At 70.9% G+C, this 15227-nt stretch carries 17 protein-coding genes and 2 tRNA genes; 12 read left to right on the forward strand and 7 right to left on the reverse strand.

The window, feature by feature from the left end; translation table 11 throughout:
- Positions 1-343 precede the first annotated feature (343 nt).
- Entirely contained in the window at positions 344-1228 is an 885-nt protein-coding gene (locus tag CO540_RS13125; RefSeq protein ID WP_099162254.1) for a phosphotransferase, read from the reverse strand.
- Positions 1229-1235: 7 nt separating this feature from the next.
- Positions 1236-2594, reverse strand: a complete 1359-nt coding sequence (locus CO540_RS13130; protein WP_371682299.1) for a hypothetical protein — start codon at positions 2592-2594, stop codon at positions 1236-1238.
- A gap of 439 nt (positions 2595-3033) precedes the next feature.
- Here CO540_RS13130 and CO540_RS13135 point away from each other — a divergent pair, with 439 nt between their 5' ends.
- Complete coding sequence (locus tag CO540_RS13135) at positions 3034-3918, forward strand: hypothetical protein (RefSeq protein ID WP_099162256.1); 885 nt, start codon at positions 3034-3036, stop codon at positions 3916-3918.
- Between the two features lie 201 nt (positions 3919-4119).
- On the opposite strand, the gene CO540_RS13140 is transcribed toward CO540_RS13135, so the two are convergent.
- The 3 genes from CO540_RS13140 to CO540_RS13150 form a co-directional block, all read right to left on the reverse strand.
- Positions 4120-4195: transfer RNA gene (locus CO540_RS13140), tRNA-Lys, on the reverse strand.
- A gap of 63 nt (positions 4196-4258) precedes the next feature.
- Positions 4259-7318: a VWD domain-containing protein gene (locus tag CO540_RS13145; protein WP_099162257.1), complete on the reverse strand. Its 3060-nt coding sequence runs from the start codon at positions 7316-7318 to the stop codon at positions 4259-4261.
- Between the two features lie 119 nt (positions 7319-7437).
- Positions 7438-7513, reverse strand: a tRNA-Lys gene (locus CO540_RS13150).
- Positions 7514-7700: 187 nt separating this feature from the next.
- Here CO540_RS13150 and CO540_RS13155 point away from each other — a divergent pair.
- Positions 7701-8972, forward strand: coding sequence for an Ig-like domain-containing protein (locus tag CO540_RS13155; RefSeq protein WP_099162258.1), 1272 nt, complete (start codon positions 7701-7703; stop codon positions 8970-8972).
- A gap of 191 nt (positions 8973-9163) precedes the next feature.
- The gene (locus CO540_RS13160) at positions 9164-10468 is read left to right on the forward strand and encodes an Ig-like domain-containing protein (protein ID WP_099162259.1); all 1305 of its coding nucleotides are present in this window, start codon (positions 9164-9166) and stop codon (positions 10466-10468) included.
- A gap of 252 nt (positions 10469-10720) precedes the next feature.
- Here CO540_RS13160 and CO540_RS13165 read toward each other — a convergent pair whose 3' ends face one another.
- Entirely contained in the window at positions 10721-11878 is a 1158-nt protein-coding gene (locus CO540_RS13165) for a site-specific integrase (RefSeq protein ID WP_099162260.1), read from the reverse strand.
- A gap of 2 nt (positions 11879-11880) precedes the next feature.
- A complete protein-coding gene (locus CO540_RS13170; RefSeq protein ID WP_157779110.1) occupies positions 11881-12303 on the reverse strand; it encodes a helix-turn-helix domain-containing protein in 423 nt (140 codons plus the stop codon).
- A gap of 172 nt (positions 12304-12475) precedes the next feature.
- On the opposite strand from CO540_RS13170, the gene CO540_RS13175 reads away from it, so the two are divergent.
- The 9 genes from CO540_RS13175 to CO540_RS13215 all read left to right on the forward strand — a co-directional run bounded on the left by CO540_RS13175 (position 12476) and on the right by CO540_RS13215 (position 15221).
- A complete protein-coding gene (locus tag CO540_RS13175; RefSeq protein ID WP_099162262.1) occupies positions 12476-12688 on the forward strand; it encodes an AlpA family transcriptional regulator in 213 nt (70 codons plus the stop codon).
- Positions 12685-13164 (forward strand): HNH endonuclease signature motif containing protein, encoded by a 480-nt coding sequence (locus CO540_RS13180; RefSeq protein WP_253866649.1) that lies wholly within the window; start codon positions 12685-12687, stop codon positions 13162-13164. The genes CO540_RS13175 and CO540_RS13180 overlap by 4 nt, the downstream gene beginning before the upstream one ends.
- A gap of 95 nt (positions 13165-13259) precedes the next feature.
- On the forward strand, positions 13260-13652 hold the full coding sequence (locus CO540_RS13185) for a hypothetical protein (protein WP_099162263.1): 393 nt from the start codon (positions 13260-13262) through the stop codon (positions 13650-13652).
- Complete coding sequence (locus tag CO540_RS13190) at positions 13649-13984, forward strand: hypothetical protein (protein WP_099162264.1); 336 nt, start codon at positions 13649-13651, stop codon at positions 13982-13984. The genes CO540_RS13185 and CO540_RS13190 overlap by 4 nt, the downstream gene beginning before the upstream one ends.
- Positions 13981-14247 (forward strand): hypothetical protein, encoded by a 267-nt coding sequence (locus CO540_RS13195; protein WP_099162265.1) that lies wholly within the window; start codon positions 13981-13983, stop codon positions 14245-14247. The genes CO540_RS13190 and CO540_RS13195 overlap by 4 nt, the downstream gene beginning before the upstream one ends.
- The gene (locus CO540_RS13200; RefSeq protein WP_099162266.1) at positions 14244-14480 is read left to right on the forward strand and encodes a hypothetical protein; all 237 of its coding nucleotides are present in this window, start codon (positions 14244-14246) and stop codon (positions 14478-14480) included. The genes CO540_RS13195 and CO540_RS13200 overlap by 4 nt, the downstream gene beginning before the upstream one ends.
- Entirely contained in the window at positions 14477-14812 is a 336-nt protein-coding gene (locus CO540_RS13205; protein ID WP_099162267.1) for a hypothetical protein, read from the forward strand. Before CO540_RS13200 ends, CO540_RS13205 begins: the two co-directional genes overlap by 4 nt.
- Positions 14812-14991: a hypothetical protein gene (locus CO540_RS13210; protein WP_099162268.1), complete on the forward strand. Its 180-nt coding sequence runs from the start codon at positions 14812-14814 to the stop codon at positions 14989-14991. Before CO540_RS13205 ends, CO540_RS13210 begins: the two co-directional genes overlap by 1 nt.
- Positions 14988-15221 (forward strand): hypothetical protein, encoded by a 234-nt coding sequence (locus CO540_RS13215; protein ID WP_099162269.1) that lies wholly within the window; start codon positions 14988-14990, stop codon positions 15219-15221. Before CO540_RS13210 ends, CO540_RS13215 begins: the two co-directional genes overlap by 4 nt.
- Positions 15222-15227: the final 6 nt, after the last annotated feature.

Consider the following 15227-nt stretch of genomic DNA (forward strand, 5'->3'; position numbering starts at 1 on the left):
GCCCACACAGCCTCGCTGGCGGTACGCGAACGGGGAGTCACCCGTACGGTCGACGGAATGCCCGGCGCGAGCACTTGCCGGTGCGTCGGGTCGCATTCCGACCTGTCGCCGATCGACACGTCCATCTGGTTCTCCCTGGCGTGACATTGCCGCTGACCCGCCGGCGCCATGGGATCAGGATGGTCCTGGATCGTTCCGCCGACGTGTTCCTGACGTCCACGATCGCGGGCGGCACGGGCCCGAGACAGACCCAGCGTGGTGGGCCACGGTGGGCATCACTCTGGTCGGCCCCGACCGATGCGAGGAGGACAGGCGGTACTACCCCGTCTCTACGAGACTCATCTCAGAGGATGTGCCAGCGGCGGAGTTCCGGCCCGCCGTGGACAAGTCCTGCAATCCGGTGGTGCACCTCGTCGGCGGCGTCGGTTCCGGGCCGGGACTTGCGGGCGTTGGTGGCGATCATCTGCAATTCGCGAAGCTGGCACAGCTCCTCGAACCCCGGCCAGCAGGTGGCATCCCAGCCGTAGGCAGCGGTGAAGCCGGCGAACGCCTCGGGACCGGGCGGATCGAACCGGCGGCAGTGGACAGCGACCGTGGCGATGTCCCACTCGCGGGGCCCAAGGGCGGCGCCGTCCCAGTCGGCGAGTACGGGCGTGCCGTCGAAACGCCGGAGCGCGTTGCGGATCTGCGGATCTGACTGGATCAGGCTCGTGCCACGGGGAAACCGCATCGCCTCCCAGCCGGCGGCCAGCGTCTCGAGCCGGCCCAGCAGCAGATCCTGTTCCTTGCCGTTCAGGATCTCCGAACGGGTCACGGATAGCTCGATGCCATGGATCGGCCGCAGCACGGGCAATGGCAGCTGCGGAACAGGCAGGGAATGCAGATCCCGGAGAAGGCTTCCGAGTTCGGAGACGGTGATGGGATGGTCGTGTGCGGGGTCCAGACGCTGCCAGACAGTGACGGCGTGCCCGCCCACCTCCAACGGCTGGGACAGGCCCGGGTGAAGGCCGACCGTGGGGAACTCTCGGTCCACCAGCCAGTCGACCACGGCCACCATCGCGCGCACCCGGTTCAGGTCCTGGTCGCCAGGGGCGATCTTGATGACGACGTCCCCGACGGCGTAGACGGCGTTGGTGTGGTGCCGCAGCAGAGCCGCGTCCGAGTCGGGGTAGCCGAGGAGACGACATACCTCGGCGAGCACCGGCCGAGTGCGCGCCTCGACGAACATGGGGCTCCTAGGGACCGAGTGCGGCTGTGGTCCCAAGCCTACGGGCGCGCTCGCGGCAGGCCCGTAGGTAGTCCGTCAAGGTGGCGACCTCACCCCGCTGGCTCTCTCCAGGAATCGCCGTGGTCACGTCGCTGGCCCGGGTCAGGATGATCTCCGTCCGCTGCGTCTCGGGCAGGTCCGCGACGGCGTCACGCGCGGTTACCAGTGCCTCGGTCACCCGCCGATCCCGCGCGAGGCACATCGACCGGTCCAGGGCAATGAGCGCCGCATCGATCGGCACGGCCGGAGCCGTGCCGTAGAGCCGCAACGCCTCGTCCTGGACCCGGTACGCCTCCACCGTGTCACCGAGCCAGGTGTACGCACCGGAGAGGTAGAACAGCAGCCGCTTCGCCGGAAACCTGAACGCCACGTCGGTGTCCTCGTCGCCAGCCTGATCGAACAGCCGGCGTGCCTGATCGACGGCCGACCGCGCCTGCTCGGTGGCACCGATTCTGGCCAGGGCACGCGCCCTGCCCGCAGCCGCCAGGGCACCCGACGACGATGCGGCCGGGGTGACCGCCAGAGCCGCATCAGCCAGAGCGACGGTCTGGGCGGGATCCCCGAAGTAGTACGGCAGCATCGCCGCCTGGGCGCGCACGAGCACCCTGAACCGAGCCTCCCCGCCGTCGTCCGCCGCGTGGATCGCTGTGCCGTACCACCGTCGAGCCTCGGCAACATCCCCAAGCCTCATCAACGCGTCAGCGCACATCGTCGCCAGCAGCGCCGCCACCCCGGACAGCCGGGCCTGGACCGCCGCCGGCTGGCGCCGAAGCGACAGCATCTGCACCTCTCGGCAGTCGGCGGCCAGCAGCGCCAGCATCGTCTGTGGCGAAGCCGAGGGATAGACCCGCAGATGCTCGCCAGCGCTTTGCTCGATCAGCTCAAGCTGCCGAGGGGCGACACTCGACGCCGCCAGAGCCTCGTCCAGTCCCAGACGGAGTCTGACCAGACCTCCGGCCTCGTTGCTCCCCATACGGGCAGGCGATCGATCCGCTTCACCGGCCACGGTCTCGATGCTGACGTCCCGCGGCATAGTGCTGTCCCCGTCGCGGCCGAGCCCCATGGCCGGACGCGGAATGTGAAGGCCCACGGCGATCCGCTCCAGCACCTCGTACGCCGTGACCTGCCGGACGCCCTTAGCGATCTCAGTAGCGCGGTGGGGCGAGAGGCCAACGAGAGCCGCGATCCTGCCGTAGGACACGCCCCGGGCGTGAAGAAAGCGGAAGACCACAGTGATGTCGCGTCGCTGAAGAAACTCGCTGACCGGTCGGCCGTTCCACAGCCCCGAACTCCACCACTCGGGATCCACCTGCGCGGCCACGATCACCTCCGATCGGACGACGACCACCTGACAGCACAACGCATCCGCGCCATCACATCAAGTCAATGACGGTCGAGTCGACAGCCCAACCAGAGTCGACGCTCGGGGTGACATCCGGAAGACCCACGATGAGCCCTCAGCGTGTCCCCTCCTGGGATCAGCGCAGGCTCCGGAGCCCATGACCTGTCCAGCCCGAGCCTTGGTCGCCGGCCTGGGACGGAAGCGAGTGATGCAGATGAGGGAAGAGCCGTCTATCAATAATCCGTCGCAGCCCAGCAGATGAAGCAGATCTATAGGCTCCCACCAGGCAGAACGCCCGCAGAAGGTGGAGGCCTCGAGTCGAGCTGCCCCGACCCAGTCACACATCCATTGGCATCCATCGTTGCCTGACATAGAGTCACTGGCTAGTCACATTGAGCGCAAACGACCGGGCGGCGACTTGCGGATGATGACCAACACCCACAGAGCCAACTGCGCAAACGCCCAGAGGCCGGGCTGCACATGCTCTGGCTGCGGGGGCTCACAACACGGCTGGCAAGGATGGATATCTCTGGCCGCCGACCGGCCAGAGAAGCGCGACGACCGGCGGCGTGAACTCAAGGAGAAGGTGGAGGAAGACAGACGATCCGGACGCCAGAAGTTCAACGCCCACAACCGGGAAATCTACTTTGACCTCGCACGCCTGGACATCACCGACTACCTGTGGGCCGCCGACGGCCGAACCAGAATCAACGGCCGACTGCCACGCGATGTTGAGCCAACATCGATGTCATCAGACCTTGGCCGGATGGACACCCTTGCCCACCAGGTCATGGAGAACCCGTGGGACGAGATCTCAGCCGGCATAGACAGCCTCGTCCGGAACAAGGCTGACGCCAGGGAGGTCAAGAAGCGCCTGGCTGATCACACGTGGTGCGGCCTGCTGGTGGCCCTGATCCAGTTGATCGAAAAGATCAACAAGACAGTCGAACTGCTGACGTATACCGCCAAGCAGTTCATCACCGGCGCGTTGTCGCGGCGGTTCGATTCGGGGCTGCCCCGGCTGGTGACCGACGCCGTCATCCGCCTTGTCGTGGACAAGGTGTGGTCAGCCCTGGCGAGGCTGCTGGAGGCTCACTTTCCCCTCCTCGGAACAGACACCCTGCGCGTCCTGAGGATGCTGGCCATCTTCACCTGCCCCTCGGTCGAACACCACCCAGAGGTCTACAAGCACGCCGTCCGGCCGCTCATGGGCGACGGGCACGAAATCATCACGGACGAGATCAAGACGCACGTGGTCACCCTCTTCAGCGCGTGGTGGCGGCGGCGCGCCCCGGAAGCTCTGGCCTGACGCGCCCCGGACACGCCCGGCCCCATCAAGCCCGAAAAGAACCAGCGGTGCGCGCCGGACGTACACGAGACCCGCGTTCAGTCCGGGCAACACCGGCCCGGTCCAACGGCTCCCGAGCACCCACCGAGCCACCACCCACTCTCGGCGTACGCGAAAAAGGCCCCGACCCGGTGTGAACCACCAGGTCAGGGCCTTGATCGTTGGTGCGCCGCCAGGGACTCGAACCCCGAACCCGCGGATTAAGAGTCCGCTGCTCTGCCAGTTGAGCTAGCGGCGCTCACCGACAACGGGACGAGACGTTAGCACGCCCCCGCGCCGCCCCCGAACGGCAGGGGTGGCCTCACCGCAGCGCCAGCGTGACCTGCCCCGTCGCGGCCCCGGACGGGTCGACCAGCAGCGTGTACGTGCCGGCGGACGGCAGCACTGTCGACGCGATGTCGCCGGCCCCGTTGATCACGCAGCCGGTGGCGAGCGTGCCGCCGTCCGGGGCGCGCAGCACCAGCACGCCGCACTGGTCGGGCAGGGTGGCAGCGGTGGCGGTCACCGTCACCGAGGCGCCGGCCGGGGCGGTGAACCGGTAGCCGGTGACCGCGCCGGGCCGGTCCACGACGGCGACCACCGGCGGTCCGCCGAGCGCGGTCGTCGCGTTCCGGTCGCGGCCGGTGACCAGGCGCAGGGTGGCGGTGCCGGTGCCGCGTTCCACCGGGTCGACGACCACGGTGTACGTGCCGTCGGCGGGCAGGACGGTGCCGTCGACCTCGCCGACACCGTTGATCACGCAGCCGCTGCGCAGCAGTTGCCCGTCGGCGTCGCGCAGTTCCAGCGGCGAGCACTGGTCGGTCAGCGTGCTCTCGGGCACCTCGACGTAGACCCGCTCCCCCTTGCCGCCGGTGAACCGGTAGCGGGCCCGGGCGCCGGGCTGCGCGATCGAGGCGGTCACCGCCGGGCCGTTGGGTTGCAGCGTGCCGCCGATGTCCTTCGCGGCGTAGACCCGTACGGCGGCGCGGCCGGTGTCGCCGGGGGCGGCGGCGACGCGCAGTGCGTACGTGCCGGCGGTGGTGAGGTCGACGCGGTCGACGTACCCGACGCCTCTGATGACGCAGCCGCTCGCGATCTCCCGCCCGTCCGGGTCGACGAGCAGGTACGGCGAGCAGCGGTCGGCCATGCCGGGCGCGGTGACGTCGACGAAGACGGCGTCGCCGGCGCGGCCGGGGAACGTCAGCGGCTCGCCGCCGGGGGTCAGGCTGGCGGTGGCGACGGGCACGGCGGCGATGGGCGTGCCGGCCGGCGGGACGACCCGCTCGGTGGTGGCGCCGGCCACGGCGAACTCGGGTCGCCCGCTGACGGCGACGTCGAAGACGCACTCGGCGAGCTGCGCCGGTGAGGTGATGCCGGCCCAGCGGCAGACCTGCTCGGCGGACGCGCGGCGGGCCGGGTCGAGGTCGCCGACGGTCACCTCCCGCTCGGGGAAGGCCCGGTCGGTGAAGGTGGCGGTGTTCTCGCCGTCGGCGTAGGGGAACAGCGAGCGGTCGGCGGTGATCCGCCAGCTGTCCGCGTACACGGGGTAGAGCTTCCCGAACGGCACCGGCTGGGTCAGCGGGGCACCGGAGGCGGGCGCGATGTCGTCGGCGGGGTCGCCGTCGAAGTCACCGAGCAGGCCGCGCACCTTCCCGGCCCGGCCGTCGGCGAGCCGGACCAGCACCCGGTAGCCGTAGCTGCCGATCTGGTCCACCGCGGCGGCGGATCCGTCCGGCCACGCCAGGTCGTACCCGTCGGTGGGGCCGGTGTCGGACGGGCGGCGGGTGAGGCTGCCGCCGCCGGGCAGGTCGGTGCGTTCCGGCGGCGTGGCCGACGGCGCGCCGTCGACGTGCACGCGGGTGCCGCCGTCGGTGAGGGTGAGCGCGACCCGGTGGTCGCCGAGCCGGAACGCGACCGCGGAGTTGACCGAGGCGGTCCGCGTGCCGGCCATCGGCGCCTGCCGGACCTGCACCTCCAGCGGGTCGCCGGCGGTCGAGGCGACGAGGGTGAACTCGCCGACGGCCTGGAAGTCGTAGGCGACCCGGTCGAAGGTGACCAGGTGCGGGTCGCCGTTGCTGCCGCCGCAGTCCGCCCCGTCCTCGCAGAGCTTGACCGGCCCCTTCGGCGGGGGTGTCTTCCTCGCCGGCTTCTTGCACTCGTCGAGGCTCTTCGGCAGTGGCTTCCCGTCGTACTCCTGGCGCGGCGGCAGGCCCTTCGCCGCCCGGTAGCGGTTCTCCGCGAGCGTGGCCTTCACCTCGGCGGTGCGGATCTTGGTGCTCCCGCAGTCGCCCTGCGGGACCGCGCCCCGGGAGATGTCGTCGGCGTGGTTCAGCTCGTGGTAGAGCGCGGCGCAGGGGTCCCGGGCCACGCCGTCGCCGTACGGGTCGGTGGAGGTCGGGTTCCAGGTGACCGTGGACGACCCCTTGCCGTCGCTGCTCTCCGGCGTCTCGAACGCGCCGGAGCCGCCCGGCGTGGGGATGATCCGCACCCGGGGGCTCTTCTTGTCCGTGAGCCGGGGCAGCAGGCCGGACGGATCGCCGCCGGGCTGCGCGAACCCGGCCAGGCAGCCGTCGACGAGGGCCTGGAAGTCGACGCCGGGGATCGGCACGCCGGCGGTCGGGTCGACCGAGTAGTCGGCCCGCGCCGGGCGGGACCCGCCGACCAGCGCGCCGACCGCCACGAGCAGCAGGACCGCCGCGGCGGCGGTCGGCCGGCGGCGGCGCAGGAGCAGGACGACCAGCGCGGCGAGGAGCAGCGCCAGCAGCAGCGCGCCGAGGACCGGCCAGAGCCAGCGCCGGCCGGGGCCGGGCCCGTCGCCGACGGTGAAGGTCGCGGTCCGCAGCGCCGTCGCGCCCGGGCAGAGGTTCGTCGCGCCGGTGATCGGGACCGTCACGTAGCCGGCCGTGACCTCGTACCGGCCGGGGGCGCCGACCGGCCAGAGCGTGTCCAGGCCGCCGCCGTCCGGGGTGGCCGCCACCGAGCGGAGCACGACGTCGCCGCCGGGCAGGCGGACGCCGGTGAGGGTGACGGTGCCGGTCGCGCCGGGCTCCACCGTGGTCAGGCCGGCGGTCGCGGCGGCCCCGATGCCGTCGTCGTGGAAGCTGCGGGCCAGCGCCGGCGTGACGTCGCGCCCGTCACGGCGTACCCCGGTCACCTGGACCGTGCCGACGGCGCGGGTGGGCAGCGCGCAGGCCGCACCGGTGGCGTTGGTGACGCTGAGGTCCAGGCGGACCTGGTCGCCGGCGCGGTAGTCCGCCGCGCCCGGCCGCAGGGCCAGGCCGAGGCCGCCGTCGGCGGGCGCCGCGGCGGCGCCCACGGCCCCGGCCACCAGGGCGGTCACCAGTACGGGGAGCGCTGTCGCGAGTCGCGCCGTCCACCTCATGGTGGGGACTGTAGGGGCGGAGCGGGCCGATTCCCGTGCTGTGTCGGGGACCGGTCGCTCCTGGTCGTCCCGGGAGACGAAGAAGTCCCGACCTGATGATCAGATCGGGACCTGCTCGTTGGTGCGCCGCCAGGGACTCGAACCCCGAACCCGCGGATTAAGAGTCCGCTGCTCTGCCAGTTGAGCTAGCGGCGCTCGCTGACAACGGGAAGAACCTTAGCATGCCCGCTGAGGCGGGTCCCAATCCGATACCGGGCTCCACCCTTCGGTCGAGCTTAACCGGCAAAAATGCCCAAAACACCCGCCCGGCACGGTACCGGGGCGGGTCCGATGGCGTCGATGGGGCACGATGTCCGCCAGGCACGCTACGACAGGGGTGGGCATGGGCAGGTTCGCGCGGGCCGGGGCGATGGTGGGCGCCCTGGTCCTCACGGCGTCGCTGGCACTGACCGGGTGCGGCGGCGACGAGGAGAAGCCGGCGTTCGTGCCCGGCCAGCAGCAGGTCGGCGGGGTCTCGTCGAGCGCACCGGATCCCAGCGCCGCGCCGAGCGACGCCGCCGACGCGGCGCCGCCGCTGACCGTGAGCCCCGCCGACGGGGCGACCGGACGACCGGTCAGCAGCGAGATCAGCGCCCGGATCCCGGGCGGGGGCACGGTGTCGAAGGTCGTGCTCACCACCGCCGACGGCGCCACCGTCGCCGGGCGGATGCGACGCGACGGCTCCAGTTGGGTGCCGTCCGCCGCGCTGAAGTACGCCACGAAGTACACCGCCACGGTCACCGGGACCGGCAAGGACGGCGCGCCCCACCAGGGCACCAGCACGTTCACCACGATGGCCAAGCCCAAGTCCATGATCGGCTCCGGCCTCTACCTGTTCAGCGACAAGACCTACGGCGTGGCCATGCCCGTGGTCGCCGAGTTCTCCCCCGGCATCCCGAAGAAGGACCGGGCCGCGGTGCAGAAGCGGATGTTCGTGCAGACCGACCCGCCGCAGCCGGGCGCCTGGCACTGGGTCGACAACGGCACCCAGGCCTACTACCGCGCCCCGGAGTACTGGAAGACCGGCACCACGCTCACCGTCCGGCTGGCGCTGGCCGGGATCCCGCTGAGCAACGGGAAGTACGGCAACCTCGACCGGAGCGCCACCGCCAAGATCGGCCGGGCGTTCGAGATGTCGGTCGACAACGCGACCAAGCGGATGACCGTCTCCGAGAACGGCGCGGTGGTCCGCACGCTGCCGGTGAGCCTGGGCAAGAAGAGCACCCCGTCCTCCAGCGGCACCATGGTGGTGATGGAGAAGAAGGAGTCGACCGTCTTCGACACCCGGGACGAGCCGGATCCGGACAACCAGTACGTGACGAAGATCGACTTTGCCCAGCGGCTCACCTGGGGCGGCGAGTACATCCACGCGGCCCCGTGGTCGGAGGGGGTGCAGGGCCGCCGGAACGTGTCGCACGGCTGTGTCAACGTGTCGATGGCGGACGGTCGGTGGCTGTTCGGCAAGACGCTGATCGGTGATCCGATCACGGTGAAGGGCACCGAACGGCAGCTGGCCCCGGGCAACGGGTGGACGGCGTGGAGCATGAGCTGGTCGCGGTTCGTCGAGGGCAGCGCCCTGCCGGTGCCGAAGGGCGGGCAGCCGGCGCCGTTCTGACCGGCGTAACGTGGTCGGACGCATCGTCGCGCGCGGCCTGCCGGACACGCCTCCCCGCGGTCAGCGCCGGGTGACAACAGAATCGTTACACCGTCGCCAGGGTGTTCCGCTTCACTCCCGGCAACGGGTCACCGTTCCGGTGCGTCTGACCAGAGACGATGGGGACCGGGCATCACACTTGTGAGGGAAACATGCGAGCTGGCCAGGACGAACTGATCCGGGGCGGAACCGCCCGGCGCGGCGGGCGCCGCGCGCTCGCGGCCGTGGTGCTCGCCGCCGCCATGGCCCTGACCTCCGCCTGCACCGGTGGCGGCGACGACGGGTCGTCGAGCTGGCAGGGCGGCGGCGACGGCGGCGAGAAGGCCCCGAAGGCGGCGGCCACCATCAGCGAGCCGGCCGCCGACGCCAAGGACGTCCCCGCCTCCACCGCCGTCACCTTCACCACCACCGAGGCTCAGGAGACCAGCGTCGAGGTGAAGGACTCGACCGGCAAGGCCGTCGAGGGCGAGATGGCGGCGGACGGGAAGAGCTGGCTGCCCGCCGGCGCCCTGGACTACGGGCAGACCTACACCGCGACCGTGACCGCGATCGGCGACGACGGCAAGGCGGCCACCGCCACCAGCACGTTCACCACCATGGCCAAGCCGTCCAAGCAGATCCGGGTCAGCAGCTTCCTCGGTGACAACCAGGTCGTCGGCGTGGGCATGCCACTGATCGTGAAGTTCGGCCGAGCGATTCCGGAGGACTACCGGGACGACATGCAGCGCCGGATGACGGTCACCGCGAAGCCGGCCCAGGAGGGCGTCTGGCACTGGGTGAGCCCCACCGAGGTGCGCTACCGACCCAAGACGTTCTGGAAGGCCAACAGCACGGTCTCCTACAAGGTGCAGGCGGGCGGGCTGCCGCTCGGCGACGGCTGGTACGGCCGCTCCGACCTCAGCGTCGACGTCAAGATCGGCCCGGCGTTCGTGATGACCGTGGACAACAAGACCAAGCGGATGACCGTCACCAAGGACGGCAAGGCGGTCAAGACGATCCTGGTCAGCCTGGGCAAGAAGAGCACCCCGTCGTCCAGCGGCACGATGGTGGTGATCGAGAAGCTCCGCCACACCGTCTTCGACACGATGGAGGAGCTGGGCCCGGAGGAGGGCTACCGCACCGAGATCGACTACGCCCAGCGGCTCACCTGGGGCGGCGAGTTCATCCACGCCGCCCCCTGGTCCGAGGGCGTGCAGGGTCGCACGAACGTGTCGCACGGCTGCGTCAACGTCTCGATGAAGGACGGCAACTGGCTGTTCGCCAACACCCGCATCGGCGACCCGATCACGGTCAAGGGCACCGAGCGCAAGCTCCAGAACGGCAACGGCTGGACCGACTGGAACATGAGCTGGGACGAGTACGTCAAGGGCAGCGCCCTGCCGTACGAGCCGCCGGCGGAGCCGGGCGACGACACCAGCCCGTCCGCCGAGACGCCGAGCCCGCAGCCGACCGCCTGACCGACACCACCGAGCGGCCCGTCCCCGACCCGGGGCCGGGCCGCTCGTCGTTTCCGGGAGTGGCCGCGCCCATCCCGGAAACGACGAAGCCCCCTCCCGGAGGAGGGGGCTTCGTCACTGGGGTGACTGATGGGAATTGAACCCGCCCGGACGCCCAGGTCAGAGGGGGTCATAGGGGAACGACGTGCGGTGGAGACCCACCGAAAACCATGGCGACCCACCGACACCCGCGTGGATTCCCCTACCTCTCCCCTACTCGACCTCCGAAAGCTCCGCCTCGACCTCGGCGGTGACCAGTGCGGGGTCGACGTGCTCCAGCGCCGCCGACACCGCGGTGAGGATCCCCGCGTCGACCTGCGGCAGAAGGTGCCCATAGAGGCCGTCCGTAACTGCGATCGACCCATGCCCAAGCCGACGGCTGATGGCCGACAGTGGCACGTTCGCCGAGATCAGCCACGCAGCCTGTGTATGCCGAAGGTCGTGGATCCGCAGACCAGACAGCCCGGCCGTCGCCGTCCACTCCAACCACCCGCGCCGGAAGTTCCGGGCCCGAACCGGGTGCCCGCCCGGCGTCGTGAACACCAGCTCGTCCCGACCCTTCCCGACGACCAGCGGCGCCAGCGCGGCGGCCACCTTCGGCGTGAACGTGACCGTGCGGCGGCCCCGCGCCGTCTTCGGCGTACCGAAGATCAGCGACCCGTCCGCCATCTCGTGCATCGCCCGTACCACCGTCAGTCGACCACCGAGCACGTCGAGCTGCGACATCGCCAACCCGACCGCCTCACCCCACCGCAGCCCGGTCGACACCAGCAGCAGCACCAGCGGCTGCCAGTGCTCCGGCACCGCCGCGTGCAGCCGACCGGCTTCCGGCTCGGTGAGGAACCGCATCTCCTTCGGCGTCAGCCCCGGCAGGTTTGTGTCCGCGCACGGGTTCGTGCGGATCTTCCGCGCCCGCACCGCCGCGCCCATCAGGGTGTGCAGCAGCCCGTGGCAGGACCGGACCGTCTTCGCCGACAACGGCCGGCGCACCCACTTCCCAGGCCGCTCGAGGTCCGGCTGCCCGGCGAGCAGCTTGCCGATCCACGCCTGAATCGCGACATTGTCCACCTCGCTCAAGGCCAGGTGGCCGAGCAAGGGAAGGACGTGCATCCGCAGTCGCGAACCTTCCGACTGGCGCGACGTCGGCTTGAGCCCGGTCTCGTGACCGGGCCACCACTGAGCGACCCACGCGGCGACGGTGAGCTGGCCGGCGCGCGGGTCGATGAAGTCACCCCGCAGCTGGTCGGCCTTGAGCGTGATGAGCCGCTTGTTCGCTGAGGTCTTGTTCGGCCAGCCCGACTCGAGGGTGACCTTCTTGCCATCGACGAGGTCCCGGATACGCCAGGTGGGGCCGTTCTTCTCGATCCACACAGTCAGCTTTGACGGAACAGGTCGATCATCCGGCGGGTGTCCTCGATCGCTGCCGCCTTCTCGCGCTCGCGGCGCTCGAGGATGAGGGTGATGATGCGCTCTCGCATCTCGGGGGTGAGCTTCGGGTCGGTGCGGACCAGCTCGATTTCTTCGTCGTCGGGCTGCGTGGCGACTGCCGCCGGCTTGACGGGGGTTGGCTCGCCGCCGCGGAGGATCGCGACGACGCTGCCTGGCTCCCAGCGGAGGGCGCGTTCGATGCCGGCGTACTTGAACTCTGATGTCTTCCGGCTGGCGTCCTCGATGTACGACCAGGTGTTGCGGTCCATCTCGGCAGCTTGAGCTGCGGCCCGGACGCTCAGACCCAGCTCCACCCGCCGCGCGCGCACTCTCCGCGCAAGCAGATCCCGCTCTCCGCGCTCATCCATGAGCGGCATTGTGCCACCGGAAGGTTGCCGAAGTCGGCCGAAGGTAGCTCCGAATGCCACCCGTACGGCTACTGTAGGCCATTGTCCGCCGAACCTCTTGCTTACTTTGGCTGACTATGGCTACTGTTGGCCCATGGAAGCCCACCGGCACACGGAAAGGCACACAGCAGCCATGGCTCAGCGACACCTCAACCGGAAGGAACTCGCCGAGTACCTCGGCGTCTCCGAGCGGTTCGTCGAGGAGCGGGTGCAGAGCCGCGAGTGGCCGTTCACCCGCCACGGCGAGCGCCTCGTCCGCTTCTCCCCCGCCGACATCCGCCAGATCGAAGAGAGCGGACGGCAGCCCGCCCTCAACGGCCCGCTCGCCTCCCGGAGCGCGGCGTGACCGAGGTCCACCCGCTGCGGCTGCGGGCGTTCATCGCGCAGGTCGACACCACCGGCGGCATCGACGCCTGCTGGATCTGGCGTGGACCCACGGACACGGGCGGCTACGGCGCCTTCGCCGGCACCGGAGCCCACCGGTACGCCTACGAGCTGATGAACCGGCCCATCCCCGACGGGATGGTCATCGACCACCGCTGCCACAACGGCGACACGACGTGCCCCGGAGGTACGACCTGTCGCCACCGGCGCTGCGTGAACCCCGCTCACCTGGACGTCATCACTCGCGGCGAGAACGTGCTGCGCAGCCAGCACACGATGCCGCACCAGAACGCAGCGAAGACCCACTGCCCGAACGGCCACGAGTACACGGCCGACAACACCTACTCGCGACCGCGGGCGGGTGGCATCGCTCGGCGGGAGTGCCGGGAGTGCCGCCGCATCCGCAGCAGGGCCGGCTGGCGCACGAGCGCCGCCTGATCCACCCCGGTGCCCGCCCGGGCCCCGGACAGCAAGCAGCCCCGCACACCCAACCAAGAGCCGCGGGGCCGCCGTACCGAAAGGCAGGTTACCGGATGACCGGGACCACCAGCACCAAGACCGAACACCCCGCCGACGGGTCGCCCCGCTGGACCGTCGTCGGCGACGCCGGCCGGGTCGTCTACGACACCCTCGGCAACCACCTCGCCCTCATCCCCGCCGGCGGCGACATCGACTCGGTGATGGGCAAGACCCTCGCCCGGGTCCGCGAGTACGCGCAGCTCGGCGAGGACGACGTCGTCTTCCAGATCCTCGGCGACCTGTACCGCACCGAGCTGGAGTTCCAGGCGATCGTCGAGACGTCGTACACGGACCGGCGATGCCGCCGCTGCGGCGCCACGCAGGACCTGAAGGCGCTGTACTCCGGGCTCGGCTACTCCCGCCGGGAGTGGGAGTGCTTCGACGGCTGCAAGGGCGGCCTGAAGTGACCGCCGCGCCCACCATCCCGAGCTACCCGCACTTCGCCCCCGGCGAGCACCGGCAGGCCATCGCCGCCATCAACCGCTGGCTGCGCACCAACGGCTGGACCCGCCTCGGCTCCTACGGCTACCGGTACAACGCCCCGAACATGGTCGACGCGACCGTGTGCATCGGCTGGTCGGACGCCTGCGAGCTGATCGGCGTCAGCCGGCGCGACAGCGCGGGCGGCGAGTGGCAGTTGACGCCGTTCCACCACCGGGTGACGCACCCCGCCGAGGCCGTGCGGTGCCTCATCGCGGTCGGTGTGCTCCCCGTCGGCTTCGAGCAGGTGACCCCGTGACCGCCCCGACGCTGCGGCCGGTGCACGTCACCGACGCCTGCCGCGCCAAGTGCGCCCAGATCCCCGCGATGACCGTCGCCGACGCCTGCCGCCGCTACGCCGCCCGCCTCGTGCGGATGACCGACGAGCAGCTCGCGGTGGAGGCCGCCCGGATCGAGGCGCTGCCGGGCCACGACTTCCGGCACCTGGTCGACGAGGAGTTCGAGATCCGCCGGGCGATGGGCTCCGTCCTCCGCCCCACCACCCCCGGGAGCACCCGATGAGCACCGAGCAGCCGCCCGTCCGCATCCGCCTCTACGTCAGCACCAACTGGGTCGGCGCCGACGACGAGGAGTACATCGAGATCCCCCGCGACGAGTGGGACGACATGACGCCCGCTGAGCGTCGCGCGTACCTCGACGAGGAGGCCAACACGTTCATGGCCAACTGCGTCGAGTACGGCTGGATCATCCCGGACGACAACGACCGGGCTGCCACCGAGGACGGCACCCGATGACCGTCGACCTCGCCGACGTCCTCGCCCACACCGGCTGGACCCGGCCCGTCCCCACCACCTGGCCGGCGACCGCCGAAGGCCCCAACGACCCGCCCGTCGTCACCGGCCCCTGGTTCCCCCGCCACAACGACGACTTCCCCACCCGCGCCGACCCGGCCCTCAACGGCCACGACCCGGGCGCCATCCCGGTCACCGCCGCGGACGCCGGACTCGCCGACGACCCCATCGCCGTCGTGCTGGAACTGCGGGCCCGCCTCGAAGCGGCCATCGACCAGCTCACCCCGCAGCAGCGCAGCGAACTCGCCCAGTACCGACTCCCGGAGGTGGCGTGATGACCGCCCCGATCAGCGTCTACATCACCCCGACCGGGCAGCCCGCCGGCATCCCCCCGTGCTGCCCCAACACCCCCACCGGCTGCCCCGACGACGACACCGCGTGCGGCACCTGCCTGCACGGCTGCCCCGCCCCCGCCGGTGAGCCCTGCTGCCTCGACGGGAGTGACCCCCGATGACCGGCCTTCTCATCGCGCTCGCAGCCGCCGTCTGGTCCGCGCTGTGCCTCACCGCCGGCGCCTGGTGGGCCCACCGCCGCACCACCCAGCAGCTCGCCGGCCTCCTCGACCGCATGGGCGCCGCGAACCACGCGATCGGCGACCTGGAGCACCACCGGTCCGTGATCGCCGACTACGTCCTGACCTTCCACGAGCTGATCCACCGGCCGCGTCTGCGGGGTGCCCGGTGACCGTCG

Source organism: Micromonospora sp. WMMA2032 (genome assembly GCF_002688545.1).
Taxonomy (GTDB): Bacteria; Actinomycetota; Actinomycetes; order Mycobacteriales; family Micromonosporaceae; genus Micromonospora; species Micromonospora sediminicola.